This is a genomic window from Microbispora sp. NBRC 16548, from assembly GCF_030268985.1.
Classification (GTDB): Bacteria; Actinomycetota; Actinomycetes; order Streptosporangiales; family Streptosporangiaceae; genus Microbispora; species Microbispora catharanthi.
The window spans coordinates 231,604-257,010 of the sequence record NZ_BSSF01000001.1; the positions used below are offsets into that span (position 1 = coordinate 231,604).

The following is a 25,407-nucleotide window of genomic DNA, read 5'->3' on the forward strand; positions in this document are numbered from 1 at the left end:
TCAAGTACTTGTCGTCGAGCGTCAAGTATTCGAGTGTCCGCTCTGGGGGAACGCGAAAGCGCCGGCCCCCGGATGCGGGGACCGGCGCCTTCCGTGCGTCGTCAGAGCGGGATGTTGCCGTGGGCGCCCCGGGCCGGGGTGGCCTGGGCGAGCACCCGGGCGATCGCGCCGCGCGTCTTGGCCGGCTCGATCACCTCGTCGATCACGCCGAGGTCGAGGGCGCGCTGGAGACCGCCCGCCGTCTTCTCGTGCTCCTCGGCCAGCCGGGTCTCGAGCGCGGAGCGCTCCTCCTCCGGGGCGGCGGCGAGCTCGCGCCGCTTGAGGATGCGCACCGCGGCGACCGCGCCCATGACCGCCACCTCGATGGACGGCCAGGCGAACACCCGGGTCGCGCCGAGCGAGCGGGAGTTCATCGCGATGTACGCCCCGCCGTACGCCTTGCGGGTGATCAGCGTGATGCGGGGCACGGACGCCTCGGCGAACGCGTGCAGTAGCTTCGCGCCGCGCCGGACGACCCCGTCGTGCTCCTGGCCGACGCCGGGGAGGTAGCCCGGCACGTCCACGAGCACCACCAGCGGCACCCCGAAGGCATCGCACATCCGGACGAACCGGGCGGCCTTCTCGGCCGAGGCGGAGTCGAGGCAGCCGCCGAGCCGCATCGGGTTGTTGGCGATGACGCCGACCGTGCGGCCGCCGAAGCGGCCCAGGGTGGTGACGATGTTCGGCGCCCACTTCGGGTGCAGCTCCACGCCGGGCTCGTCGAGCAGCCCGTTCACCAGCGGATGCACGTCGTAGGCGCGGCGGGGGTTGTCGGGGAGCAGGTCGCTGAAGTCGACCTCGTCCACCTCGCCGCGCACCCGGCCCTGGTGGCCGAGCAGGCAGGCGAGCTGGCGGGCCCGCAGCATCGCCTCGGGCTCGTCCTTGGTGACGACGTGGACGACGCCGCTGCGCTTGCTGTGCGGCTCGGGACCGCCGAGGGCGGCCATGTCGATCTGCTCGCCGGTGACGCTGCGGACGACGTCGGGGCCGGTGACGAAGATGCGGCCCTGGTCGGCCAGGATCACGATGTCGGTCAGGGCCGGGCCGTACGCGGCGCCGCCGGCCGCCGGGCCGACGACGACGGAGATCTGCGGGACCAGGCCCGACGCCTTGGTCATGGCGGCGAACACGCGGCCCACGGCGTGCAGCGACTCCACGCCCTCGGCCAGGCGGGCGCCGCCGCAGTGCCAGAGGCCGATGATCGGCACTCGCTCGCGCACGGCCACGTCGTAGGCGTGGACGATGTGCTCACAGCCCTCCGCGCCCATCGCGCCGCCCTGGACCTGGGCATCGCTGCAGAACGCCACGACCGGCACACCTTCGATGCGCCCGGTCACCGCACGCACGCCGCTCTTGTCCTCGGGGGTGATCGGCCGGATCGAGCCCTCGTCCAGCAGGTGGCCGAGGCGCACCAGGGGGTCACGATGGTCGACGGCGGCCGCTCCGGCGGCATCGGCCACCGTCCTGCTGTCCAGCACTGTCATTCGAGACTCCCTTGTCAAACCGTCGTGAAGGCCACGGCGACGTTGTGTCCGCCGAACCCGAAGGAGTTGTTGATCGCGGCGAGCTGGTCGCCCTCGAGCTTGCGGGGTTCGCCGCGTACGAGGTCGACTTCGATGCCGTCGGCCGGGTCGTCCAGGTTCGCGATGGCCGGCACGAGCCGCTCGTGCAGGGCGAGAATGGTGAAGATCGACTCGATGCCGCCGGCGCCGCCGAGGAGGTGGCCGGTCATCGACTTGGTGGCGGTGACGATCGCGTGGTCGCCGATGGCCTCCTTGATCGCACGGGCCTCGATCTCGTCGCCGAGCGGGGTCGACGTGGCGTGGGCGTTGACGTGGACGATGTCCGACGGGGCGAGGTCCGCGTTCCTGAGGGCCCGGAGCATGGCCTCCGTGCCGCCCTTGCCGTCCGGGTCCAGCCCGGTGATGTGGAAGGCGTCGCTGGTGTAACCGGCTCCGGCGGCCACGGCGTAGATGCGGGCGCCGCGGGCCAGGGCGTGCTCCTCCGACTCCAGCACCACGATGCCCGCGCCCTCGCCGAGCACGAAGCCGTCGCGCCCCTTGTCGAACGGGCGGGAGGCGCGCTCGGGCTCGTCGTTGCGGGTCGACATGGCCCGCGCCGCGGCGAACGACGCCACGTTCAGACCGTGGATCGCCGCCTCGGTGCCACCGGCGACCACCATGTCGGCCCGGCCGGAGCGGATCATGTCGATGCCGTAGCCGATGGACTCGGCACCGGTGGCGCAGGCGCTGACCGTAGCGTGCGCGCCGGCCTTGGCGCCCAGCTCGATGCTGATCCAACCGGCCGAACCGTTGGGCATGAGCATGGGCACGGTGAACGGCGACAGCCGGTTCCAGCCCTTCTCCCGGTAGAGGTCGTAGGCGGAAAGGATCGTTCCGATTCCGCCGATGCCGCTGCCGACCACCACGCCCAGACGGTCCCCGTCCACCTCGGGGGCGCCCGCGTCCTGCCAGGCCTGCCTGGCGGCGATCAGGGCGAACTGCTCGGCGCGGTCGAGCCTCCTGGCCTCGGGCCGGGGAAGCACCTCGCCGGGGTCGACGGCCGCCACACCGGCGAACTTCACCGGCACGGTGTCGACCCAGTCCTCGGTGAGCGTGCGGATGCCCGACCGCCCCTCGAGGAGCGCCGACCAGGTCGATGCGACGTCTCCACCGAGGGGCGTCGTCGCGCCGAGCCCGGTGACTACGACACGTACCCGGTCCTTACTCACTTGTCTGCACTCCTCTTGGTATCAGGGCGTGAAAGGGGGCCGGACGCGCCCTGTCGCCTCGCCGGAGGCGGGGGCGGGCACGTCCGCGCGGCCGTCGTACGGCGAAGGTCAGGCCTGGATGAAGTTGATGACGTCCTTGACGGTCTTCAGGTGCTTGAGCTGGTCGTCGGGGATCTCGACGCCGAACTCGTCCTGGGCCGCGACGGCGATCTCGACCATGGAGAGCGAGTCGATGTCCAGGTCGTCCACGAAGCTCTTCTCCGGGGTGACCTCGTCGGCCGAAATGCCGGTGATCTCGTTGATGATCTTGCCGAGGCCCGCGAGGATCTCCTGCTCGGTCAGTGCCATGTCGCGACTACTCCTTGGATTTACTGTCTTCCGGGTTTCCTGGGTTGCCCCAGCTCTGTACGGCAGGCCGTACAAGTTCCTCAGGGGATCTCGATCACCTGGGAGGCGTAGGTGAGGCCGGCGCCGAAGCCCAGCAGCAGGGCCAGGCCGCCCGACTGGACCTCGCCGCGCTCGATCATGCGCGAGAGCGCGAGCGGGATCGACGCGGCGGAGGTGTTGCCGGCGAGCACGATGTCCCTGGCGACGACGGCGTTGTCGGCGCCCAGCTTGCGCGCGATGGCCTCGACGATCCGCAGGTTCGCCTGGTGGGGAACGAAGGCGGCCAGGTCGGCGGGGTCCACGCCCGCACGCTCGCAGGCGAGCTTGGCCACCGGGTGAAGCGCGGTGGTGGCCCAGCGGAACACCGTCTGGCCTTCCTGGTAGAGGAAGGACTGACGGTCCTTGATCATGATCGCCTCGGCCTTGTCGCCGGCGCTGCCCCAGGCCACCGGGCCGATGCCGGGCCGGTCGGAGGGGCCCACGACCGCGGCGCCCGCGCCGTCGGCGAAGATCACGGCGGTCGACCGGTCTTCGCCGTCGACCCACTGGGTGAGCTTCTCGCTGCCGACGACCAGCACGTTGGTCGCCGAGCCCGACCGCACCGCGTCGGACGCGGCGGCCAGCGCGTAGCAGAACCCCGCGCACGCGGCGTTGAGGTCGAAGGCGCCGGGGGCGGTGATGCCGAGCCGGTGGGCGACGCGGCCGGCGGCGTTGGGAATCGGGGCCTCGATCGTGCAGGTCGCCACGATCACCAGGTCGATGTCGTCGCTGGACAGGCCGCTGGCCGCCAGGGCCTTGCCGCCGGCCTGCACCGCGAGGTCGATCTCCGACTCCTGCGGGCCCGCCACACGGCGTTCCTTGATGCCGACGCGGCTCTGGATCCACTCGTCGTTGGTGTCGAGCCGGGCGGCGAGGTCGTCGTTGGTCACGACCTGGGCGGGCTGATAGCCGCCGAACGCGAGAATCCTCGCCGCGGGGGCGCCTTGACCGAGCCTCACTTCAGCACCTCCCGTGCGGTGTCCAGGTCGGCAGGGGTCTTGAGCGCCACTGTCTTCACCCCGGGGAGGGCCCGACGGGCCAGGCCCGTCAGCGTGCCGCCGGGCAGCAGCTCGATCACGGCGGTGACGCCGCGCTCGGCCATCGTCGCCATGCAGGCGTCCCACCGGACCGGGTTGGCGACCTGATTGACCAGCCGGTCGAGGAACTCGCCTCCTCCTGCGACGGCCGCGCCGTCGGAGTTGGACAGCAGCGTGACCGACGGGTCCGCGGGGGTGAGAGCCGCGGCCTCGGCGCGCAGATGGTCGACGGCGGGGGCCATGTGGACGGTGTGGAAGGCTCCGGCGACCGCCAGGGAGCGCACCCGCGCCTTCTCCGGCGGCTCGGCCGCGAAGGCCTCCAACTGCGCCCGCGTGCCGCCCGCGACGATCTGGCCCGCGCCGTTCATGTTGGCGGGGGTCAGCCCGTGCTTGGAGATCGCGGCGAGGACGTCCTCCTCCGCGCCGCCGAGCACGGCGCTCATGCCGGTCTCGGTGACGGCGGCGGCCTTGGCCATCGCCCGGCCGCGCTCGCGCACCAGGGCGAGGGCCTGCTCGGGGGTCAGCACCCCGGCCATCGCGGCGGCGGCGAGCTCGCCCACGCTGTGCCCCGCGACCATGTCCGGCCGGACCCCGAGCGTCTCGAACGACGCCAGGGCGGCCGCCACGAGCAGGGGCTGGGCCACGGCGGTGTCGCGGATCTCGTCGGCGCCGGCCGTCGTCCCGTACGTCACGAGATCGAGCTCCACGATCTCCGACCACGCGGAGATTCGGTCGCGGAACTCGGGTATCTCGAGCCACGGACTGAGGAATCCTGGGGTTTGGGCGCCTTGGCCCGGAGCGACGATGACGAGCACGTACTCAACCCTGCCCTGTAGAGGTTCACCACACTGATGGAGATCCGAACGAACTTTGTGGCCGCCGCGTTGTGGGGTACCTACAGTTTCGGTGTCGAGAAGATTAAGGCACCCGGCTCAGGTTACGGACAGGCGCCCGAGTATGAGACCCACCTGAAGGGTGAATGCGGACCGCCCCTCCGTGGGCTGGTACCCGGTCAGTTCCGTGATCTTACGTAGACGGTACCGCACGGTGTTGGGATGGACGAACAGCAGCCGGGCCGTCGCCTCAAGGGAGGTTCCCTGCTCCAGGTACGTCGCGAGCGTGTCGAGCAGCGGGGTCCCGGCGAGCGGCTTGTAGACGTTCTCCACCAGCTGGGCCCTGGCGTCCTCGTCACCGTCCAGCGCGCGCTCGGCGAGCAGGTCCTCGGCGAGGACCGGACGCGGGGCGTCGGGCCAGCCGGCCGCGGCGCGCAGACCGGCGATGGCGGCGCGGGCCGAGCTGGCCGCCGCGTGCAGGTCGGGCACCTCCGGCCCGATCACGACGGGCCCGGTGCCGAAGCGCGCCACCACGCCGCGGGCCGCGTCCTTGACGCCGTCCGCGCCGCCCACGATGACGATGAGCCGGTCGCCCTGCACCCCGGCGAGCAGCTCGTGGCCGAGGCGCCGCCCCTTGTCGCGCAGCCCGTCGATGACGCTCTGCGGGTCCTCGTCGGGGGCGTACCCCGCGAAGACGACGACGGGCGCGGAGGTCCAGCCGAGCGCGGCGGCCCACGAGTGCAGCCCGTCGTCGACCTGGCCGCGCACCAGCGCGTCCACGATCAGCGCCTCAAGCCGCGCGTCCCACGAGCCGCGCGCCTCGGCCTCCCTGGCGTACACCTGGGCGGCGGCGAAGGCGACGTCACGCGTGTAGCGCAGCATCGCGTGCCGCAGCAACTCCGCGCCGCCGGGCGCGGCCAGCTCCTCGACCTGGGCCTCGACGACCTCGACGACGATGCGGACGAGGTCGACCGTCTGCTGGAGCGACACGCTGCGCTTGAGCTCGCGCGGCGCGGTGCCGAAGAACTCGATGCTCGGCGTCGGCCGCCCCTCGCCCGCGTGGCCGAACCACTCGACGAACGCCGCGATGCCGGCCTGTGCCACCAGGCCGACCCACGACCTGTCCTCCGCCGACAGCGCGCGATACCAGGCCAGCCGCTCCTCCATCCGGGCCATCGCGGCCGTCCCGAGACTGCCCATGGCCCGGTCGAGCCGCCGCGCCGTGTCCTCCCGGATCCTGTCGTCCTCCCGGATCTTGTCGCTCATCGGCACACCGTCTCCGGCCATCCGGACGACGTCGTCGCTCTGCCCGTCCGTACGCACCTGTCCGCCGTTCCACGCGCCCCGCTCGCTCACGCCCTCTAGCGTGCCAGGTCATCGCGGTGATCGTGCCGTACGGGGGTGTTGACGGTGTCGCCGCAGGTCGGAACGGCGGCCCGCGGCCTCAGGCGCCGATGCGGTGAAGGACGACGATGTCCTCCCGGTCGAGGCGAAGCTCGTAGCCCTCGGTCAGGTAGCTGTTCACCACGCCGCGCAGGTCGTTGTTGACCGAGGCCACGATCCAGGGCGTGCCCCGCTTCTGGTAGTCCCACCACAGCACGGTCGTCCGGCCGGACAGCCGCGCGCCGAAGTCGTCGGTCGCCTCCACCACCACGCCGTCGGGGACCATGCTCATGGCCTGCTCCCTGGCCTCCGTACGCGGATCGGGGTGGTAGAAGTCCGGGCTCATCAGGTTGTCGAACGGCCGGTATGGGACCGTGGTGACAGCGACCGCGAAGACCGCGGCGGCGTAGGCCAGCCGCAGGCCGTGCCCGGGGCGCGGCACCCCGCGCCGCTCCAGCCACCGGATGAGCCGGGCCGCGCCGTCCACGCCGGCCATCAGCAGGATCACCACCACGAACGCGTCGTAGTGCCAGCCGGTCGACCACCAGTTGTCGGAGTCGGCCAGCAGCCGCTCCAGGATGAGCGGCAGCGCCGCCAGGACCAGCGGGGACAGCAGGCACAGGAACAGCGCCGGCCACAGCAGCAGGCCCCAGGTGTCCCACTTCGAGTGGTCGTCGAAGAGCATGGCCACGAACGCGTGCGGCCGCGTGACGGCGCTCCACAGCATCTGGGGCAGGTCCTCGCCGAGCTTCGAGTAGCGCGTGTAGTACGCCGGGTTGCCGCCCGCCAGGGGGATCACGAACTTGCGCACCACCTCGAACACGGCCACCCCGGTGAACGCCAGCCCGGCGCCGAGCCTGCGCTGCCCGGTGAAGAACAGCCAGACGCCGATGCCCGCCACCATGAGGCCCAGGTCCTCCTTGGTGAGCAGCAGGCCGAGCACCGCGAGCAGGCCGGGCAGGCGCCGCCCGGCGTGCAGCCGCTCGATGGCGATCGCGCTCAGCAGCGGCACGAAGGCCACCTCGTGGAACTCCACCGCCGTCGCCTGCGCGATCGGCCAGGAGATGGCGTACGCCACGGAGACGAGGTAGGCGTGTGGCGTGCCCAGCACGCGGCGGGTGAACATCCACACGAACGGGATGGCCAGGGCGAACAGCACGGCCTGCGCCACGAGCAGCGTCTCGGGCCCGTCGTGCAGCCAGTAGAGGGGCGCCAGCACGGCCAGGATCGGCGAGAAGTGGTCGGCGAGCTGGATGTAGTCCATGCCGAAGCCGCCGGTGACCCCGCGCAGCGGCACCGTGGGCAGGGAGAAGTGCGAGTATCCGCGCACCGCCTGGTCGAAGATGACCAGGTCGTAGGTGGCCACCTGGAAGTGGGCGAACCTGAGCAGCGAGAGGGTCCAGTTCAGGGCCGACGACAGCGCGCAGAGCACGGACACCGCGATCAGGTGCCGGTTGGACCTCAGGAACCGCGCGGCGGGGTGCGGGGCCGCCGCGCCGTCCGGCCGTTCCTCCGGTTCGACGGCGGCCGTGGCGCCGGCGGTGTCTCCAGGCTCCGCCTCGCCGGCTGCCCGGGTGCCTGCGGTGTCTCCGGGCTCCGCGACGGCCGTTCCGTCCACGGCGGCTGCCTCCAGGGTGTCGTCGGGGTCGCTGCCTCTCCGGGGCGGCTCCTCCGCCGGTTGCCCGGACGTCGCGGTCCCCGTGATCACGAGGAGGAGAGTAGGCCCTCCGGGCGGGAACGGTCTATACGGGCGTATCCCCGGAAACGCCTCGATGGGACGTATGACGCTCCCACCTGGGCCTCTTCACGCGCGCCCATGAATCTTTCACGGGCGTCGTCCCGGGGCGTCCCCCGGTGTCGGCGGGTCAGATGACGGCGACGGCCGTGATGAGGCCGATGAAGAAGTGCGTCACGCCGAGGAGGACGGCGGCGGGCTGCAGCGTGGCCTCCCGGACCAGCTCACGCACCGAGATGCCGGCGACCTTGTCGAAGGCCACCATGCCGAGCGTCTGCACGGCGATGCCCACCAGGCCGAACACGAGCGTCGCGAGCAGGCCCTCGCGCAGCGCGCCGCCGGACGACCAGATGGAGGCCGCCACGACGAGTCCGACGCCGGCGACGCTGGAGGCGGCCAGCACCGTGGCGTTGGGATTGCGGTCGGTACGGATGATCTTGCTGAGCCGTCCGGGCGTCGCCAGGTCGATGACGTAGAACCCGGCGACGAGCAGCAGCACGCCCAGGATGGCGTACGCGAGGATCGCCAGGGCGCCGTGCGTGAGCACGTCGGCGATGGAGGTTGTGGTGTTCACGGGGGGCCTTCGCTTTCAGCCGTGGATGCGGTGGGGGACGAAAGAGGACGTGTCGTCGGTGACGAGGCCGGAGGTCTCCCGGATGCCGAGCCCGGCCGACTCCTCGTCGACCACCCACGCCCCGAGCACCGGACGCCAGCCGTCGAAGTCCGGCAACGGCAGGAACTCCTGGTAGACGAAGCCCTCCCTGCCGTAGTCGCCCTCGGTCTCCACCTCGACGCCCGGCGCGGCGATCCGCATCGAGGCGCCCTCGCGGCCGAGCAGCGGCTTGCGCACGTATCCGGGGCCGCCGGCCAGTTCGCGGGGACCGTCGAGGTAGGCGGGCAGCAGGTTCGGGTGGCCCGGGTACAGCTCCCACAGGATCGCCAGCAGAGCCTTGTTGGACAGCAGCATCTTCCACAGCGGCTCGATCCACGTCATCGAGATCTGCTGCGCGAGCGCGTGCGGCGCGAACGGCTCCGCGACGATCCACTCCCAGGGATACAGCTTGCACAGCGTGCGGACGACCCGGTGCTCCATGTCGACGAACCGGTGGTTGAGCGCGTCCCAGCCGATGTCCTCCATGGCGATCGCCGCCGTGACCAGCCCGGCCTGCTCCGCGGTCTCCTGGAGGTAGCCGATGGTCATCGCCTCCTCGCCCGTCTCGTCGGCGCTGGTCCACGCGAAGTGGGCCGGGCCCGTCTGGAGCGTGAGGGACTTCCAGCGGTCGACAAGGCGCTCGTGGATCGAGTTCCACTGGTCGTCTTCTGGATACACGTCCTTCAGCCAGAACCACTGCACGACGGAGCTCTCGACCAGGCTGGTCGGTGTGTCGGCGTTGTACTCCAGCAGCTTGGCCGGTCCCGTGCCGTCGTAACGCAGGTCGAACCTGCCGAAGACGTGCGGGTCGCGCCGCCGCCACGACTCCGCGACGGCCGCGCGGCAGTGCGGTGGGATGCCGAGGTCGGCGAACCTGCCGGAGGCCACGATGTGGTCGGCCGCGGCCAGGCACATCCGGTGCAGCTCCTCGACCTGCTCCTCCAGGGCGAGGACCTCGTCCATGGTGAAGACGTAGTGGACGCTCTCGTCCCAATAGGGCCGGGTGAGGCCCTCGGGGTGGGCCGAGCGATGGAACGCGAGCCCCTGCGACTCGATGAGGGCGGCCCAGTTCTCCCTGGGCGCCGAGGTCAGCCTGCGCACGTGCCGGCCCCGCTCAGCCGCCGCCGCCGAAGTGGAAGCCGAAGCCGCCCCGCTGCACGACCCGCCCCGACCGGGTCGTGATCTGGGCGTCGGCCGGCCGGACCGTCGTGCCGCGGTAGACCCGGCCGCCCACGTGGCTGCCGCCGTAGTACCAGCGGTACGCGCCGTGCGAGCCGTAGTAGTGGCTGCCACCGCCGCCGTCGTCGTCGCAGTAGTCGTCGTCGACGACCACGTACGACCCGTCCGGATTGAGCGTCGAGGTGTCCACGCAGTCGGCGCCGACCTCCTCGTAGTCGTCCTGCGCCGCGCAGAAGCCGACGACGAGGACGGACAGCACGCCCAGGGTGCCGAGTTTGATCGCCGTGGAGGACTTGATGCCGCTCGACGGCGGCGGCGCCTCCGGCCGCGGCGTGCCCATCGCCATGGGATGGGTGGGCATGGAGGAGCCACCGGGTGGCGTCGTCTTCGGTGGGGGGCTCTCCCCGGGCTCTGCCAATCGGGCTCCTGCTGTCGAGATCGGCACACATTATCGTCTCGCTGGACGAACGGGACAGGCAGGCGCGGGGTTCCTGATCGGTCTGTTATGTCCGCCCGGCTGAGATGCCGTACGCCGGGTAGCGTCCCGGGTGTGGATCCCGTCGAGGCACTGAAGCGCATCGCCTTCCTGCTGGAACGGGCCGGCGAGCCGACCTACCGCGTGCGCGCCTTCCGGGGCGCCGCCGCCGCGATCGAGGACCTGCCCCGGGAGGAGCTGGTACGGCTCGCGCGCACCGGCGGCCTGACCGACATGCGGGGCATCGGCAAGGTCACGGCCCTGGCCGTCACCGAGGCGCTGGACGGCGCCGTGCCGACCTACCTGCGGCGGCTCGAGGACACCAAGGACGTCGACCTCGACGAGGCCGCGCAGGCGCTGCGGTCGGCGCTGCGCGGCGACTTCCACAGCCACTCCGACTGGTCGGACGGCGGATCGCCCATCGAGGAGATGGCCGACGCCGCCCGCGCGCTCGGTCACGAGTACCTCGCGCTGACCGACCACTCGCCCCGGCTGACCGTCGCCCACGGCCTGTCCGCCGACCGGTTGCGGCGGCAGCTCGACGTGGTCGCCGAACTCAACGAGCGGTACGCGGGGGACGGCGGCCCGCCGTTCCGGATCCTGACCGGCATCGAGGTGGACATCACCACCGACGGCTCGCTCGACCAGGAGCCGGAGCTGCTCGAACGGCTCGACGTCGTGGTGGCGAGCGTCCACTCGCTGCTGCGGATGGAGGCCGCGGACATGACCCGGCGGATGGTCACGGCGGTGGCCGACCCCCACGTGGACGTTCTCGGGCACTGCACCGGCCGGGTCGTGCGCGGACGAGGCCGGCCGGAGTCCCAGTTCGACGCCGAGATCGTCTTCGAGGCGTGCCGGAGGTTCGGGGTCGCGGTGGAGATCAACTCAAGACCTGACCGGCTCGACCCGCCCAAGCGCCTGATGCGGCTGGCGTACGAGATGGGCTGCGAGTTCGCGATCGACTCCGACGCCCACGCACCCGGCCAGCTCGACTGGCAGCGGTTCGGGTGCGAGCGCGCGGCCCTGTGCGGGATACCGCCCCAGCGCATCCGCAACACCCGACCCTGGGGGACTGCTGCGGACTTGGGGTGATAGTGCTGTGGCGTCCGAGTGAGGTGTGTTGGGCGGGTTTCGCCGGACTGATCGACGTAGCGTCGAATCATGAAACGCCGCGACGCGCTGGTGAAGGAGCTGGAATCCGCCGGATGCCTGTCGGCCCGCGAGCTCGCCTCGCGCCTCGGGGTCAGCAAGAGCACCGTCGTGCGCGACGTCGCGAAGCTCCGGGAGGCCGGTGTCCCGATCCGGCTCGACCAGGGCGGGTACGCGCTCGCGGGCCCCGAGTCCGTGAAACGCGCCATCGACAGGGCGCTGCACGGGCGGCACGTGCTGCGCCTGGAGTATGTGAACAGCAAGGGCGTGCCCACCGTCAGGGACGTCGAGCCCAGCATCTGCCTGGGTGGCCGGGGTGGGCACTGGTACCTGGTGGCCTGGTGCCGGTTACGCGACGACGTGCGCGTCTTCCGGCTCGACCGCATCTCCTGGGCCGAGGTCATGGACGAGCGCTTCCCCGAGCCGGGCCGCGACCGCCTGGCCGAGCTCGCCGAGGCCGTCGGCGGCTGAGCAGCCGCCCCGCGGCGCTGGAAGGCGGCGCGGGTACGACCGGAGACGTGGGCGGCACGGCCCGGGGCCGGGCGCGGCTGGTGCGGCGGAGTCGTGAGGACCCGCGAATCCGTGAGCCGGGTGGACGGGTGTCGCTCGGGTGCCCGTTCTGACGTGCGTCGATGCGCAGGAGTCGAACGCGTCAGCGAGAAATGTCGGTGGGGTGGCCTACCCTCTGCGGCGTGAACCGTACCGACCGGCTCTATGCGATCGTCGAGGACCTGCGGGCGATCTCCCCGCGCTGCCGGTCCGCGCGTGAGCTCGCCCTGCGCTTCGAGGTGAGCTCGCGGACCATCGAGCGGGACATCTCCGCGCTCCAGCAGGCCGGCGTGCCCATCTACGCGGAGGTCGGGCGCAGGGGAGGGTACGCGCTGGACAAGAGCATGTCCCTTCCCCCGCTCAACTTCACCCCCGCCGAGGCCGTGGCGGTGGCGATCGCCCTCAGCCGCACAGAACAGCAGCCCTTCGCCGACGAGGCGCGCAGCGCGCTGCGCAAGCTCGTCGCCGCCATGCCCGGCCCCGAGGGGGAGCGGGCCCGGCAACTGGCGGCCCGTGTGCAGATCCTCACCGACGACAAGCCGGAGTCCCGATACACCGGGTCGATCGGCAGGGTCATCGAGGAGGCCCTGCTCAAGGGGGTCGTCCTACGCATCCACTACAGCGACGCGCAGGGTGTGCTGACGACAAGGGAGGTGGAGCCCGGGGCGTTCGTCGGCGGGCGGAGCGGGTGGTGGTATCTGGTGGCCTGGTGCCGGCTGCGCGACGCCGTCCGCGTCTTCCGGCTCGACCGGATCGCCGAGGCCGTCCTCACCGAGGATCCGGTGCCCGGCCGGCCACTGGAGGCGTTCGACGCCGGCGTGCCGGACATGATCGCACGCACGCCGGTGCTCGACTGACCGTTGATTCGAAAGAATGTTCGCGAGTTTCTGGAAACGCCGACAGGGGGGTGTCGCCGAAGGGCGGGAGGCTCTACGCACACGACGGACCGGCCATGGTCCACCGAGCACCTTCCCCGCTCGCCACGCCGTCTGCCGGTGCCGTCGCGTAGGAGAGCGAGCGCCTACATACAAGGCAACAGAGAAAGAGGCCGACGATGACCACTCCCGCCGCCCCCGCCGTCAACACGGTCGCCTGGTTCGAGATCGCGAGCGACGACCCCGAGGGGGTCCAGCGCTTCTACGGCGACCTGTTCGGCTGGCGGTTCCGGACCGACGAGGACTCGGCCGCCATGGGTATCGACTACCGGCTCATCAGCTACGCCGGTGACGAGGAGATGCGCGGCGGCGTGTTCGGCACCCGTGGCGACATGCCCGGCCACGCCGTCTTCACCGTGCTGGTGCGGGATGTGGCCGAGACCTGCCGGAAGGTGGAGGCACTGGGCGGCAAGGTGCTCAGCCAGGTCGTGGGCAACGAGAGCGGTCCCGACTTCGCCTACCTCCACGACCCGTCCGGCAACCTCTTCGGCGTCTTCGCTCCGGCCGGTGCCTGACCGGCCGGAGCGTACCCAGGCCGTCCGAACGCCCGCCGGGATCCCCCGTGCTTCCCCTGCGGCGCCTTTCCCCCGGGCCCTTCCCCTCCGGGCCGTCAGGGCGCTCGGACGGCCGTTCCCCGCCCCCGCCGGTCGGGTGGGGTCCGCCGGCCGCCCGTTCGAGGTGCCGATACGGGCGGCCGGCGGCGGCGCGTCGCCACGCATGCGGTGGCGGTGCCTGCCAGGTGGCCGGCGGTGCGTCGCCTCCTGTGCGGTGGCGGTGTCAGGCGGCCGGACGCGCGACACCACGCGTGCCACGGCGGTGTCGGGCGGCCGGCGGCGGGGTCTCGTCACGCCTCCGGCGGGCGGTGCTGCAACTGGCGGCGCAGTTCGGCGATCTCCCGCTCCAGGTCGGCGACGTCCGGGGCGTTGGAGTCGGCCGGGCCCTGGCCCGGGGTGGCCTGCGGCCGCTGCTGTCCGTAGGGCGAGGGAGCGGGACGCACGTACTGCGTCGCGCCGTCGGGCCGCTGGGGATCGTAGCCCCCGCCCGGCCGCTGGGGATCGTAGTCGCGCGGGTGCGGAGCCTCGTAGCCTCCGGCCGTCCGCCCGGGCTGGTGGCCGTTGGCCGGCGGCAGGCTCTGCGGCTGCCAGCCCTGCGGCAGCACCTGGCCGTTCACCGGCTGCCGGTCATAGCCGCCGCCGACCTGCGCCGGGTAGCCGCCGCCGTTGATCCCGGGGTAGGGCCCGCCGTACGCCGGCGAGGGCGACTGGTCCTGCGGGGACGAGGGGGCCTTCTTGCGCCTGCGCATGAGGACCAGCAGCAGGAGACCACCGCCGACCACGATCAGGACACCGGCGCCGATGGCGATCCACAGCCACATCGGCTGCGGGGTCTCGTCCTTGCCGGACGAGATGGCCTGCTGGGAGTCGGTGATGTACTTCGCGACGTACGGGTGGCTCGGGAACAGCGCCTGCACCTCGCGGAACTTCGGCAGCGCGTCCTTGTAGTGCCGCTGGAAGAAGTCGTCGAGCGCCTCGTTGTACTTCGTCGTCGTCAGCGACGCGGCGGGCTTGACGTTCTTCTCGTTGAGCTTCTCCTTGATGATCGAGACCGGGAGCACGAAGCTCTCGTTCTCCGACGCCTCGCCGTTCTCGCTCACGGTGCCGGCGATCAGCATCCCGACGACCTTGCCCGCACGGCTGAAGACCGGACCGCCGGAGTTGCCGTGGTAGGAGGGCGCCTGAGTCTGGATGTACGGCACGCCTTCCTGCGTCGTGCGCTTGGCGTTGTACGGCCCCTCGGTGAGCGCGGGGTCGAGCTTGGACTCGACGCTGAACCACGGCGTGTTGGTCACCAGGCCGGGGAAGCCGCTGATGTAGAGCGTGTCGCCGGTCTGCACGTCGGCGTCGTCGCCGAGCGGCACGGTCGGCAGGTTCTGCTGGCCGTTGACCTTGAGCAGCGCGAAGTCCTTGCCCGGGTAGCTCTCACCGACCGACACCAGCTCGGCCGGGACCTCCTTGGCCGTCTTGTCGACGCCGCCGCCGGGCAGGCTCTGCAGGACCGACAGGCTCTTCTGCAGGCCGCGGATCTCCAGGTGGGTGCTGTTGAAGGTGACGTAGATCTGCTGGACGAGCTCGATCATCTCCTTGTCGGCCTCGAAGTTCCGCAGGGCGTTGATCATGTCCTTCGCGTCCTGCTTGTTGAACTTCTCCAGCGCCTGCTGCGCGAAGGTCTGCGACAGCTCCTCGTCGCTCATCTGCACGCAGTGCGCGCCGGTGACCATGTAGCCGTCGGGGGTCACCCACCAGCCCGTGCACATGCCGCCGACCTGGGCCTTGACCGTGCGCTCCGGGCCGACGGGCTGGAGGTACCGGTCGACGTCGGCCGCCACACGCTGGAAGAGGAACTTGGCGATGCTCCGCTCGTCGGAGGGGATCTTGCCGGCGAGCACGGCCTGGGTGGCCTCGGTGGTCAGCTGGTCCCAGGCCGCCTGCTTGGCCTGGCTGCTCGGGACGACGACCTCGCCCGAGTACGTGATGCTCGTGAGCTGCACGGCCGGGTGGGTGCGAGCGGCCAGCCGGGTGCCGACGGGGACCTCGTCCCCGGTGTCCGCCGAAGCGGGCGCGGCCACGACGAGCAGGGCGAAGGCCGCCATCGCGGCCATCCCCCCGGTCAGTCTGCCGAAGTATTTCCTGAAATTTCCATCCACGGCAGCAAGCGTGATGGAACGGTCTTGTTTCTTGCTTGGAGGTGGCTTGGGACCGGACGGTACCGCACTGCAAGACCGCGTTCGCGCCGCTCAGGCGCGGTGCGGGCGCCGGAGACGACGGCGGCCCCCGCCGGAACGGGGGCCGCCGGACGATCCGCGGATCAGACGCCCATCGACTGGGTGTCGTTGGTCTCCGGGGTCTGCTGAGCCGACACCTCGGTCACCCCGTTCTTGAGGTGGTAACGGGCGACGGCCTCCTGCAGCGTCTCGGCTTTGACCTCGCCGCGCCGCACGAGCTGGGTCAGCACCGCCAGCGTGATCGAGGCCGCGTCCACGTGGAAGTGGCGGCGCAGCGCCGAACGCGTGTCGGACAGGCCGAAGCCGTCGGTGCCGAGCGAGGTCCAGTCACCGGGCACCCACTGGGCGATCTGGTCCGGGACGGCGCGCATGTAGTCGCTGACGCCCACGAAGGGCCCCGGCACACTCGTCAGCTTGCTGGTCACGTACGGCACGCGCTGCTCGGCGTCGGGGTTGAGCAGGTTGTGCTCCTCGACGTCCAGGGCGTTCCTGCGCAGCTCGCTCCAGGAGGTGGCCGACCAGACCGAGGCCGACACGCCCCAGTCCTCCGCCAGCATCCGCTGCGCCTCCAGCGCCCACGGGCCGGCGACGCCGGACACCAGGATGTTCGCCTTCGGCCCGTCGCCCGTCGCCGGGGCGTAGAGGTAGAGGCCCTTGAGGATGCCCTCCACGTCCACGTTCTCCGGCTCGGCCGGCTGCGGGTAGGGCTCGTTGTAGACGGTCAGGTAGTAGAAGACGTCCTCGGGCTGCTCCCCGTACATCCTCCGCAGGCCGTCCTTGACGATGTGCGCGATCTCGAACGCCCACGCCGGGTCGTACGAAACGGCGGCGGGGTTGGTCGAGGCGATCAGCGGGGTGTGGCCGTCCTCGTGCTGCAGGCCCTCGCCGTTCAGCGTGGTGCGGCCGGCCGTCGCGCCGAGCAGGAAGCCCCGGCCCATCTGGTCGCCGAGCTGCCACATCTGGTCGGCGGTCCGCTGGAACCCGAACATCGAGTAGAAGATGTAGACCGGGATCATGTGCTCGCCGTGGGTGGCATACGAGGTGCCGACCGCGAGCACCGAGCCCATCGAGCCGGCCTCGCTGATGCCCTCGTGCAGGATCTGACCCTCGGTCGACTCCTTGTACGACAGCAGCAGCTCGCGGTCGACCGCCTCGTACGTCTGCCCGTGAGGCGAGTAGATCTTGGCGGTCGGGAACATCGCGTCCACACCGAACGTGCGGGCCTCGTCCGGGATGATCGGCACGAACCTGGCGCCGATCTCCTTGTCCCGCATGAGGTCCTTGAGCAGGCGGACGAACGCCATGGTGGTGGCGACGTTCTGCTTGCCGGAGCCCTTGCGCAGGCCCGAGTAGACGGGGTCGCCGGGGAGCTTGAGCGGCTTGGCGCGTACTACCCGCTTGGGCAGGTAGCCGCCGAGCGCCGCCCGGCGCTCCTTCATGTAGGCGATCTCGTCGTTGTCCTCGCCGGGGTGGAAGTACGGCGGGAGGTCGGCCTCGAGGTCCTTGTCCGGGATGGGCAGGTAGAGCCGGTCGCGGAACTCCTTGAGCTCGGCCTTGCTCATCTTCTTCATCTGGTGCGTGGCGTTGCGCGCCTCGAAGTCCTTGCCGAGCGTCCAGCCCTTGATCGTCTGGGCCAGGATGACGGTCGGCTGGCCGACGTGCTCGCGGGCCGCCTTGAACGCGGCGTACACCTTGCGGTAGTCGTGGCCGCCGCGCGACAGCTTGCGGATGTCGTCGTCCGACATGTGCTCGACCATCTTGCGCAGGCGCGGGTCGCCGCCGAAGAAGTTCTCCCGGATGTACGCGCCCGACTCGACCGAGTAGGTCTGGAACTGTCCGTCAGGCGTGGTGTTCATCTGGTTGACCAGCACGCCGTCGACGTCGGCCGCGAGCAGCGGGTCCCAGTCACGGCCCCAGACGACCTTGATCACGTTCCAGCCGGCGCCGCGGAAGTACGACTCCAGCTCCTGGATGATCTTGCCGTTGCCGCGCACCGGGCCGTCGAGCCGCTGCAGGTTGCAGTTGATCACGAAGGTGAGGTTGTCGAGCTCCTCGCGGGCCGCGACGCCGATCGCGCCGAGCGACTCGGGCTCGTCCATCTCGCCGTCGCCCAGGAAGCACCAGACGTGACTGCGGCTGGTGTCCTTGATCTTGCGGCTGAGCAGGTAGCGGTTGAACCGCGCCTGGTAGATCGCGCCGATCGGGCCGAGGCCCATGGAGACCGTGGGGAACTCCCAGAAGTCCGACATCAGCCGGGGGTGCGGGTAGGAGGGCAGGCCCTTGATCCCGTGGGACAGCTCCTGACGGAACGCGTCGAGCTGGGGCGCGTCGAGGCGGCCCTCCAGGAAGGCCCGGGCGTAGATGCCCGGCGCCGCGTGGCCCTGGATGAAGATCTGGTCACCCGACTCGCCGTGGTCCTTGCCGCGGAAGAAGTGGTTGAAGCCCACCTCGTACAGCGAGGCCGCGGACGCGTAGGTGGCGATGTGGCCGCCGACGTTGGTCCGCGCGTTGGCACGGGTCACCATCACCGCCGCGTTCCAGCGGATGTAGGCCCGGATGCGGCGCTCGACGTACTCGTCTCCCGGGAACCAGGGCTCGCGCTCCGGGGGGATGGTGTTGATGTAGTCCGTGCTGCGCAGGCCGGGCACACCGACCTGGTGTTCGCGGGCGCGCTCGAGCAGCCGGAGCATCAGGTAGCGGGCCCGGGTTCGGCCCTCGGTCTTGATGACGTTGTCGAGCGATTCGAGCCATTCGTTGGTCTCGCTCGGATCGACATCAGGCAACTGGCTGGGTAGGCCGTCACTGATGATCGAAAAACGCTGGCGTCCGGAAGCCACTGGGTCTCGCCTTCCGAGAATGGACTTTGTCTCGTCGGATCTGTTACGTCTGTGTTGCCTGCTGCGATGCGGTCAGCGCTTGATCGCGGCGTTGCGGGTCTTCTTCCATCCTGTCTCGTCCCACCGGAAAGTGCATCTCTACTTCCCGGTAACCGAACCGTCCGCGCTGGCTGCGGGGCAGGTGTTGGCCTAGACCACCGATGGTAGGACGATTTTTACCTACCATCCATTCCCGGCCGCCGCCGGGGGCGCCGCAAGGTCGCCTGCGTCACATCGTGCCTGGTCGGGACCTCCGTACCCGGCCTGACCGCGCCCTACCCGGAACATCGGGCGAAGTCGCCGCGCAGTCGCGGTCGTAGCCGTCCCGCCATTGTCTTGGGGACCCTCCGCCTCGCCTGTCTCCGTGTCTCCGGCACGTTTCCGGGGGTGCGCGGACGGGGCCGGGGGCGGCGTGCCGGCCACGTAACGTTTTGGTATGAGTTGTCCCTTCCTCTGAGGAGAGGGGGGTTTCTCCTCTTTCCAGGTGGCGATAGCCGTACCAGGCTCTGGAGAGAGGGGGATCGAGATGCACGCAACGGTAGGGGACCGGCTGGTGGTGCACGGTGCCGTCGTGGGCGACCACGAGAAGCACGGTGTGATCGTCGAGGTCCGCGGTCCAGAGGGCGGCCCGCCGTTCCTGGTGAGGTACGAGGACGGGCACGAAGCGCTCGTCTTCCCCGGTCCGGACGCTGTCGTCCTTCCAGCTCAGCGCGAATCGTAATATCGCGGATGTGAAATCGACGGTGATCGAGGTGCGGACCGGCGGGCGCGAGCGCGTGCACGACATAACGAAGGAGTGCGCCGATTTTGCGCGCGAGTGCGGGGGAGACGGGCTGCTGCACGTCTTCGTCCCGCACGCGACGGCGGGCGTGGCGCTGCTGGAGCTCGGCTCCGGCAGTGACGAGGACCTGCTGGCCGCTCTGGGGGACCTGCTGCCGGCGGACGACCGGTGGCGGCATGCGCACGGCTCCCGTGGGCACGGAAGGTCGCATGTCATGCCCGCCTTCATTCCGCCGTACGCGACCGTTCCCGTCCTCAAGGGCAGGCTGGCGCTGGGGACCTGGCAGTCGGTCGCCCTGATCGACCTCAACGTCGACAACCCTGACAGGCGTGTTCGTTTGTCGTTTTTGACCGATTAAGAGATAACGGTGCGGGTCACCCGCCGTGGCGACCGTTGACGACGGCGGGTCGCAGCGTGTGGACTGTGCCGAAGCATGGCTCTCAACGAGCCGGGACAACCGCAAGACATGGGCGGGGTCACCCCAAGCAGGAGGGATAAACGTGAGCGCGACCGCGGGTCAGGCGCAGGACGAACGCGGCCTGGCCGAACGACTCGGCCTCAAAGCCGGTCAGGTGGTGCAGGAGGTCGGCTGGGACGAGGACTGCGACGAGGCGCTGCGCCAGTCCATCGAGGAGCTGACCGGCAACGAGCTGGTGGACGAGGACTACGAGGACGTCGTCGACGTGGTGCTGCTCTGGTGGCGTGACGGCGACGGTGACCTCTTCGACGCGCTGAGCGACGCGATGACCGCACTCGCCGACGGAGGCCAGATCTGGCTGCTGACCCCCAAGGCGGGGCGCGAGGGCCACGTGGAGCCCAGCGACATCGGTGAGGACGCGGCGACCGCCGGGCTGTCGCAGACGAGCAGCGTGAGCGCCGCCAGGGACTGGTCGGGCACGAGGCTCGTCGCCCCGAAGGCTCGCCGCTGAGTATTGCCCTGCCGTACGGCCCGGGGATGCCGTACGGCAGGATGATGGGCGGACACCTGGGGAGGGACTGCTCATGGCGATAGAGGTCGGGCAGCAGGCTCCGGATTTCGCACTCAAGGACCAGCATGGCGTTCCCGTGCGCCTCTCCGACCTGCGGGGCAAGACGGTCATGCTCGTCTTCTATCCCCTGTCCTTCAGCCCCGTCTGCCACGGCGAGCTCGCGGCCATCCGCGACGAGCTCGCCGACTCCCTGTCTCCGCATGTCCAGGTGCTGGCGGTGTCGGTCGACTCGATGTTCAGCCAGCGCGCCTGGGCCGACCAGGAGGGCTTCTCTTTTCCTCTGTTGTCGGATTTCTGGCCCCATGGTGAGGTCGCCCGGGCGTACGGTGTCCTCGATGAGGACAGGGGACTCGCGCTCCGGGGCACGTTCATCATCGACGGCGAAGGCGTCGTGCGCTGGAAGGTCGTCAACCCGATCGGTTCCGCACGCGATCTCGACGAGTACCGGAAGGCGCTCGCGGAAATCTGATCGTTTCATTGCCCGCCCCCGGGCACTGACATATTTCGACTCCGACTCCGACTCGCCCCATTGGAGGCCACGATGCCCTGCTACAGGTGCGGGGCCCGGCAGACCGATCCCGTCCGCGGCGCCAGCCCATGGAAGCGCGCGGTGCGCCGCGAGGCGCAGGTCCTCGTCTGCCCGGACTGCCAGCGTGTGCACGACCTCGATCTCGACACGTGCGCCTCGTGCGGCTCGATCGCGCTGATCTGCCGCCTGGGGGAGATCGAGTGCCGCTCCTGCGGCGAGGTGCGGCTCGCCCGTGCCGATGAGCCGCTCGTCACGGCCGGCTCGCCGGGTTCCGGTCGCATGCCCGGCCTCGCCGCGGAGGTGGAGGCGGCCCTCGACCGCGTCCTGGGCCGCTCGTGACGTACGTCGTCGCCCTGGATGTGGGGGGCACCTCCATGAAGGGCGGCCTCGTCACCCGCGGCGGCGAAGTCACCGTCCTCGCCGGGCGCCCCACGGGCCGCGAACACGGTCCGGACGCGGTGGTGGAAGCCGTGCGTGCCTACGTCGGCGAGATCGCCGACCTCGGCCGCTCCCGGTACGGCGTCGAGCCCGCCGGGGTGGGCCTGGCCGTCCCGGGCATCGTCACCGCGTCCAGCGCCGTCTACTCGGCCAACATCGGCTGGCGCGACGTGCCCGCCGAGGCGTTCACGCCGCCCGGCGTCCCGGCGCGGCTCGGCCACGACGTCCGCACGGGCGGACTGGCCGAGAGCGTCTTCGGTGCGGGCCGCGACGTCGCCGACTTCCTCTTCCTGCCCATCGGCACCGGCATCGCGGGAGCGGTGGTGCTCCGCGGCGAGCCGTACGGCGGCGCGCACGGCTGGGGCGGCGAGATCGGGCACGCGTCCGTCTGGCCGGCGGGGGAGAAGTGCGCCTGCGGGCAGATCGGCTGCCTGGAGACCTACGCCTCCGCCTCGGCCGTGGCCCGCCGCTTCACGGCGCGCTCCGGCCGCACGGCGACCGCGAAGGAGGTCGTCGAGCTCGCGGTCGCGGGAGACCCGGTGGCCGCCGAGGTGTTCGGCGAGGCGATCGAGGCCCTGGCCATCGCCCTCGCGTCGTACGTGCTCGTGCTCGACCCGGCCCTGATCGTCATCGGCGGCGGCCTGGCGGAGGCCGGTGCGGCCCTGTTCGAGCCGTTGCGGGAACGGCTGGCCGGCCGGTTGACCTTCCGGGAGCCCCCGCCCGTACGCCCGGCCGCCCTGGGCCCCCGGGCGGGCATGCTGGGTGCGGCCCTCCTCGGCTGGCAGGCGGCGGGAGACAACGACGCGGGCGCGGACTGGTCGCTCGATGTGCTGAGAGGCGGGTCGGTGTCGTAAGGTGTAGTCCGGTCCGGGCGGTTAGCTCAGCGGTAGAGCACTCGCCTTACAAGCGAGGGGTCACTGGTTCGAACCCAGTACCGCCCACCTGGTGAAACGGCGTGTTGCCGATCTTGTTTTCGCGGACCGAGTGACTATCTGAGTGACTATGCCTCGAAGAGGCTGTCCATCTTCTCCGCGCCCTGCATGAGCACCGGGCGGATCTGCTTGCGGTAGACGGTCTCGGTGACCACGGTGTTCCGGTGGCCGACGAGGCGGGAGATGTCCTCGATCGGGACGCCGGAGTCCGACAGCAGCGACACGAAGCTGTGCCGCATCTCGCGCGGTGACCAGTCCTTGCCGGTGAGATCGGCGTTGTCGAGGATCTTGCGGAAGTCGCGTCGTACGTTGTGCGCGGTGAGCGCCGTTCCGTTCTTGGTGTAGAAGACGAGATCGGAGTCAGTGGAGGTCTGCTTGTCGGCCAGGGCGTGAAGGGCGTCGACGCAGAGGCGGGGCAGCTTGAGGGATCGGCGGGACTTGACGGTCTTGGTGTCGCCCTTCTGTCGCACGGAGCGCCAGACGTGGATCGCGAACTCCTCGTGGTCCCAGCCGGCCTCGGCGACGGGGAGCCATGCCTGCCGCTCTTCGTCGTACGCGACGACATGCGACCAGGTGAGCGCGCGAAGCTCTTCGGTCCGAGCGCCGATCAGCAGCGAGAGCACGATGTATGCCCGCATGCGCGGGGTGGCCTTGGCCGCCTCGTCGAGGATGGCCTGAGCCTGCGCCAGCGTGAGTGCCTTGGAAGGGCGGCCCGCGCGTCCCTCGGGGATCTCGCAGAGGTCGACGACGTTTCGTTTCACCTTGTCGCGTCGCATGGCGCTCTTGACCGCGCGGTTCAGGATGCCGTGGATCAGCTTGAGCGAGCGTGTGCTGAGTTCTCCCTTCTTGCCGGCCAGCCATGAGTCCACGTCCTCCACGGACAGGTCACGCAGTTTGCGCGCGCCGAGTGCCGGGAGAACGTGGGTCTCCGCGAACGTGGTGTACATCCGGACCGTGCTGGGGGACCGGCCGCCCAGGCCGTGAGCGAGCCAGTAGGTCACGGCGTCGCTCACGGTGTAGTTGCTAGGGGCGATGGCCAGGCCGTCTTCGTGGTCGCGGATGATCTCTTTGAGCTTGGCCTTGGCTTCGGTCTTGGTCTTGCCGCTGGCCTTCTTCACGATGCGTTTCCCCGCAGGGGAGTAGCCCAGGGTCACCGAGGCGATCCAGCGTTGCCGCTGTTCGTCCCAGTGCAGGCCGCCGTCTCCTTTGCTGCGTCGGGCGGTCATGATGCCTTCCTTGCCTCCTTTTCGAGTAGACAGATGTAGTCGTCGATGGCCGAGGCCGGGATGAGCCGGGTACGGCCCTGGTGGACGGAGCGGAGCCGCCCCGAACGGATGAGTTCGTAGATGACGCTGCGACTGAGGCTGAGCAGGCGCATTGCGTCGGGGATGCGGTAGAGCCGCCGATCGGCGGGTGGGGGTGGGGTCATCCGTCCTCGTGCTCTGCCCTGATGGCGCGGGCGGTCTGGACGCGCTGGCGGATGTGCTCGGCCATGATTGCCTCACCGGGCGTGTGGCCGATCCCGGCCAGGCGCCAGTGGCCGAGGACGAGCGTGGTCGCGTCGCCGAGGGCGGGCAGCCCGTGGCGTTCGCGTGCTTCGGCGGCTCGGTGCTGGGCTCGGGCGCCGCGCAGGTCGCCGAGCTTGAGGGAGTAGGCGCGGCTCTTGCTGGAGAAGTGGCCCCGGAAGCCAAGCATGTGAGCCCATGGCCGCAGGCGCAGCGCGGCGAACTCCGGGCGTCCGCCGAGGTCCCAGCAGGTGCGGATCATGCGCCGGGCGTGCTCGGTCACTGGCAGTGCGTCCAGGTGGAGCCCGGTTTTGAGCCCGGTGCCGTGGCAGCGCCCGCAGGTAGCGGTCAGGGTGAGCCGCCCACGACCGCCGCAGGCCGGGCACGACACGCGGTGATCGACGGTGCCGGAGGCTTCCGCACCCTTGGTGGCGTACTTGGCGATGTAGCCGGCCACCGCCCGTTCGCTGACTCCTTCCGCTCTTTCGTCGAGGAGGATGGGCCGAATGTCGAGCTGGTCGCCCCAGGTCAGCTCCCACTGTCCGAGCTCGCTCTCGGGTGAGGAGAGACCGACGCGGGCGACCGCAGGTGGGACCGCCCGTACAAGTAGGTCGTGGTCGGCCCATGGGGGAGGGGGTTCGTGGGCCCCTGCCGGGCCGTCGAGACGAATGACCGCGTGGAAGTGGACCAGGCCGCGCCGCTGATACTCGGCAACCTTGGCGAACGAGACGCGCACCTCCTTGCCGAAGGCACGGCGGCTCATCCCCAATTGGGCGGCCAGCTCTTGCCGCATGGCAAGGGTGAAGCGGTGCCACAACGCGCCCGCGTGTGCCTGCCAGAGAACGGCCCCGATGTAGTCGTAGCAGTCCGGGCAGATGGGCTGTCCGAGCCGGTCATCTCGTGGCTCGTGCCGGACATGGCAACCGACCGGCCGCCCGTGCTCGCACACCTTGTCGCGCTTCCGGGGACGGCAGGCACGTCCGTCCCGGTGGGAGTGGACCGGGCCGAAGGACGGCGCGGTCAGCGTGACGAAGGCCCGCGGATGGGAGCTGACCGTCTCCGGGACGCCCTTGCCACCCGACAGGCCAGCGCGGATCAGGTGGAAGGTGTCGGCCCGGTAGACCTCCGAGCAGGCCGGGCACACCGAGGCACGTCGGTTGCCGCAAGCGGTGAGCTGGCGACCGCCCGGTTCGTCGGCTGTCGTGTAGCTGTGCAGGACCTCGCCGGTACCCGCGTCCACGATGGCCGACTCGCCAGCCAGGTGGATCGGATGGGCACAGCCGCCCGTGGCGGCCACCATCGAGCGCCACCGGTCATAGCCGGGTGCGTTGATGACCCGAACGAGGTCGGTCATCCAATCGTGTTCGTCATTCGCGCTCATGATCGGTACCTCCCTCCTGCCGTAGGACTACTTGTAGTACATGTTGACGTGCGTTGCTGATGCTCGTCAAC

At 70.6% G+C, this 25,407-nt stretch carries 25 protein-coding genes and 1 tRNA gene; 11 read left to right on the forward strand and 15 right to left on the reverse strand.

The window, feature by feature from the left end:
- Window positions 1-101: 101 nt before the first annotated feature.
- The 10 genes from QSK36_RS01055 to QSK36_RS01100 form a co-directional block, all read right to left on the reverse strand.
- Window positions 102-1,523 (reverse strand): acyl-CoA carboxylase subunit beta, encoded by a 1,422-nt coding sequence (locus QSK36_RS01055; RefSeq protein WP_183543940.1) that lies wholly within the window; start codon window positions 1,521-1,523, stop codon window positions 102-104.
- A 14-nt stretch (window positions 1,524-1,537) separates the two neighbouring features.
- A complete protein-coding gene (gene fabF, locus QSK36_RS01060) occupies window positions 1,538-2,770 on the reverse strand; it encodes a beta-ketoacyl-ACP synthase II (protein ID WP_183543938.1) in 1,233 nt (410 codons plus the stop codon).
- A gap of 108 nt (window positions 2,771-2,878) precedes the next feature.
- Window positions 2,879-3,118: an acyl carrier protein gene (locus QSK36_RS01065; RefSeq protein WP_079320816.1), complete on the reverse strand. Its 240-nt coding sequence runs from the start codon at window positions 3,116-3,118 to the stop codon at window positions 2,879-2,881.
- Between the two features lie 80 nt (window positions 3,119-3,198).
- On the reverse strand, window positions 3,199-4,155 hold the full coding sequence (locus tag QSK36_RS01070) for a beta-ketoacyl-ACP synthase III (protein ID WP_139576408.1): 957 nt from the start codon (window positions 4,153-4,155) through the stop codon (window positions 3,199-3,201).
- On the reverse strand, window positions 4,152-5,048 hold the full coding sequence (locus QSK36_RS01075; protein WP_285781003.1) for an ACP S-malonyltransferase: 897 nt from the start codon (window positions 5,046-5,048) through the stop codon (window positions 4,152-4,154). The genes QSK36_RS01070 and QSK36_RS01075 overlap by 4 nt, the downstream gene beginning before the upstream one ends.
- A gap of 117 nt (window positions 5,049-5,165) precedes the next feature.
- On the reverse strand, window positions 5,166-6,353 hold the full coding sequence (locus QSK36_RS01080) for a PucR family transcriptional regulator (RefSeq protein ID WP_285781434.1): 1,188 nt from the start codon (window positions 6,351-6,353) through the stop codon (window positions 5,166-5,168).
- 157 nt (window positions 6,354-6,510) lie between these two features.
- A complete protein-coding gene (locus tag QSK36_RS01085) occupies window positions 6,511-8,157 on the reverse strand; it encodes a DUF2079 domain-containing protein (protein ID WP_183543933.1) in 1,647 nt (548 codons plus the stop codon).
- 157 nt (window positions 8,158-8,314) lie between these two features.
- Window positions 8,315-8,758 (reverse strand): DUF350 domain-containing protein, encoded by a 444-nt coding sequence (locus QSK36_RS01090; RefSeq protein WP_183543931.1) that lies wholly within the window; start codon window positions 8,756-8,758, stop codon window positions 8,315-8,317.
- Between the two features lie 15 nt (window positions 8,759-8,773).
- The gene (locus QSK36_RS01095) at window positions 8,774-9,937 is read right to left on the reverse strand and encodes a glutathionylspermidine synthase family protein (protein WP_139576412.1); all 1,164 of its coding nucleotides are present in this window, start codon (window positions 9,935-9,937) and stop codon (window positions 8,774-8,776) included.
- Between the two features lie 13 nt (window positions 9,938-9,950).
- Complete coding sequence (locus tag QSK36_RS01100) at window positions 9,951-10,376, reverse strand: hypothetical protein (protein WP_285781004.1); 426 nt, start codon at window positions 10,374-10,376, stop codon at window positions 9,951-9,953.
- Window positions 10,377-10,565: 189 nt separating this feature from the next.
- On the opposite strand from QSK36_RS01100, the gene QSK36_RS01105 reads away from it, so the two are divergent.
- The 4 genes from QSK36_RS01105 to QSK36_RS01120 all read left to right on the forward strand — a co-directional run bounded on the left by QSK36_RS01105 (window position 10,566) and on the right by QSK36_RS01120 (window position 13,638).
- Window positions 10,566-11,582 (forward strand): PHP domain-containing protein, encoded by a 1,017-nt coding sequence (locus QSK36_RS01105; RefSeq protein ID WP_285781005.1) that lies wholly within the window; start codon window positions 10,566-10,568, stop codon window positions 11,580-11,582.
- 69 nt (window positions 11,583-11,651) lie between these two features.
- Window positions 11,652-12,110 carry a helix-turn-helix transcriptional regulator gene (locus tag QSK36_RS01110; protein ID WP_285781006.1) on the forward strand — a complete coding sequence of 153 codons (459 nt, stop codon included), beginning with the start codon at window positions 11,652-11,654 and terminating at the stop codon, window positions 12,108-12,110.
- 221 nt (window positions 12,111-12,331) lie between these two features.
- On the forward strand, window positions 12,332-13,045 hold the full coding sequence (locus QSK36_RS01115; RefSeq protein WP_139576415.1) for a helix-turn-helix transcriptional regulator: 714 nt from the start codon (window positions 12,332-12,334) through the stop codon (window positions 13,043-13,045).
- Between the two features lie 197 nt (window positions 13,046-13,242).
- Window positions 13,243-13,638 carry a VOC family protein gene (locus QSK36_RS01120; RefSeq protein ID WP_139576416.1) on the forward strand — a complete coding sequence of 132 codons (396 nt, stop codon included), beginning with the start codon at window positions 13,243-13,245 and terminating at the stop codon, window positions 13,636-13,638.
- A 329-nt stretch (window positions 13,639-13,967) separates the two neighbouring features.
- Here QSK36_RS01120 and QSK36_RS01125 read toward each other — a convergent pair whose 3' ends face one another.
- Window positions 13,968-15,827 carry a trypsin-like peptidase domain-containing protein gene (locus QSK36_RS01125; protein WP_285781007.1) on the reverse strand — a complete coding sequence of 620 codons (1,860 nt, stop codon included), beginning with the start codon at window positions 15,825-15,827 and terminating at the stop codon, window positions 13,968-13,970.
- A 161-nt stretch (window positions 15,828-15,988) separates the two neighbouring features.
- Entirely contained in the window at window positions 15,989-18,742 is a 2,754-nt protein-coding gene (gene aceE, locus QSK36_RS01130; RefSeq protein WP_352239461.1) for a pyruvate dehydrogenase (acetyl-transferring), homodimeric type, read from the reverse strand.
- 565 nt (window positions 18,743-19,307) lie between these two features.
- Between aceE and QSK36_RS01135 the strand changes: the two genes are divergently transcribed.
- The 7 genes from QSK36_RS01135 (at window position 19,308) to QSK36_RS01165 (ending at window position 22,459) form a co-directional block, all read left to right on the forward strand.
- Window positions 19,308-19,502, forward strand: coding sequence for a DUF1918 domain-containing protein (locus tag QSK36_RS01135; protein ID WP_139576418.1), 195 nt, complete (start codon window positions 19,308-19,310; stop codon window positions 19,500-19,502).
- A gap of 10 nt (window positions 19,503-19,512) precedes the next feature.
- Window positions 19,513-19,920 (forward strand): YjbQ family protein, encoded by a 408-nt coding sequence (locus QSK36_RS01140; RefSeq protein ID WP_285781008.1) that lies wholly within the window; start codon window positions 19,513-19,515, stop codon window positions 19,918-19,920.
- Window positions 19,921-20,062: 142 nt separating this feature from the next.
- A complete protein-coding gene (locus QSK36_RS01145; protein ID WP_030505660.1) occupies window positions 20,063-20,491 on the forward strand; it encodes a DUF3052 domain-containing protein in 429 nt (142 codons plus the stop codon).
- A 73-nt stretch (window positions 20,492-20,564) separates the two neighbouring features.
- Complete coding sequence (locus QSK36_RS01150) at window positions 20,565-21,020, forward strand: peroxiredoxin (RefSeq protein ID WP_182901559.1); 456 nt, start codon at window positions 20,565-20,567, stop codon at window positions 21,018-21,020.
- Between the two features lie 72 nt (window positions 21,021-21,092).
- A complete protein-coding gene (locus QSK36_RS01155; RefSeq protein WP_285781009.1) occupies window positions 21,093-21,419 on the forward strand; it encodes a hypothetical protein in 327 nt (108 codons plus the stop codon).
- Window positions 21,416-22,372, forward strand: a complete 957-nt coding sequence (locus QSK36_RS01160; RefSeq protein WP_183535995.1) for an ROK family protein — start codon at window positions 21,416-21,418, stop codon at window positions 22,370-22,372. Before QSK36_RS01155 ends, QSK36_RS01160 begins: the two co-directional genes overlap by 4 nt.
- A gap of 15 nt (window positions 22,373-22,387) precedes the next feature.
- Window positions 22,388-22,459, forward strand: a tRNA-Val gene (locus QSK36_RS01165).
- Window positions 22,460-22,518: 59 nt separating this feature from the next.
- Here QSK36_RS01165 and QSK36_RS01170 read toward each other — a convergent pair.
- The 3 genes from QSK36_RS01170 to QSK36_RS01180 are packed head-to-tail and all read right to left on the reverse strand — an operon-like array spanning window position 22,519 to window position 25,336.
- Window positions 22,519-23,676 (reverse strand): tyrosine-type recombinase/integrase, encoded by a 1,158-nt coding sequence (locus tag QSK36_RS01170; RefSeq protein ID WP_285781010.1) that lies wholly within the window; start codon window positions 23,674-23,676, stop codon window positions 22,519-22,521.
- On the reverse strand, window positions 23,673-23,879 hold the full coding sequence (locus QSK36_RS01175; protein WP_285781011.1) for a helix-turn-helix domain-containing protein: 207 nt from the start codon (window positions 23,877-23,879) through the stop codon (window positions 23,673-23,675). The genes QSK36_RS01170 and QSK36_RS01175 overlap by 4 nt, the downstream gene beginning before the upstream one ends.
- Window positions 23,876-25,336 (reverse strand): replication initiator, encoded by a 1,461-nt coding sequence (locus QSK36_RS01180; RefSeq protein WP_285781012.1) that lies wholly within the window; start codon window positions 25,334-25,336, stop codon window positions 23,876-23,878. The genes QSK36_RS01175 and QSK36_RS01180 overlap by 4 nt, the downstream gene beginning before the upstream one ends.
- Window positions 25,337-25,407: the final 71 nt, after the last annotated feature.